Annotated in this window: 1 protein-coding gene; it reads left to right on the top strand. The window is 54.9% G+C overall.

The window, feature by feature from the left end:
- Positions 1-275: hypothetical protein (locus AC0IZJ_RS28470; protein WP_471855621.1), on the top strand; the 275-nt coding region annotated here is incomplete at both ends.

The raw sequence follows: 275 nt of genomic DNA, 5'->3' as shown, positions 1-275 counted from the left end.
ACTCTGAAGTGGCCAAATTGTGCGACCAGTGGCTGGCACCGAAACAAGGCACTGATAGCGCCCTGGCGATGGCAATGGGCCATGTGATTTTAAAAGAGTTTCATCTCGATAATCCCAGCGACTACTTTATCAACTACTGCCGCCGCTACAGCGACATGCCGATGCTGGTAATGCTGGAGCCTCGCGACGATGGTAGCTACGTTCCCGGGCGCATGATCCGCGCATCTGACCTGGTGGATGGACTGGGCGAAAGCAACAATCCGCAGTGGAAAACC

This window comes from Roseateles sp. AC306 (assembly GCF_979253795.1).
The sequence above is the reverse complement of the archived record's forward strand: the minus strand, read 5'-3'. Positions and strand labels throughout refer to the sequence as shown.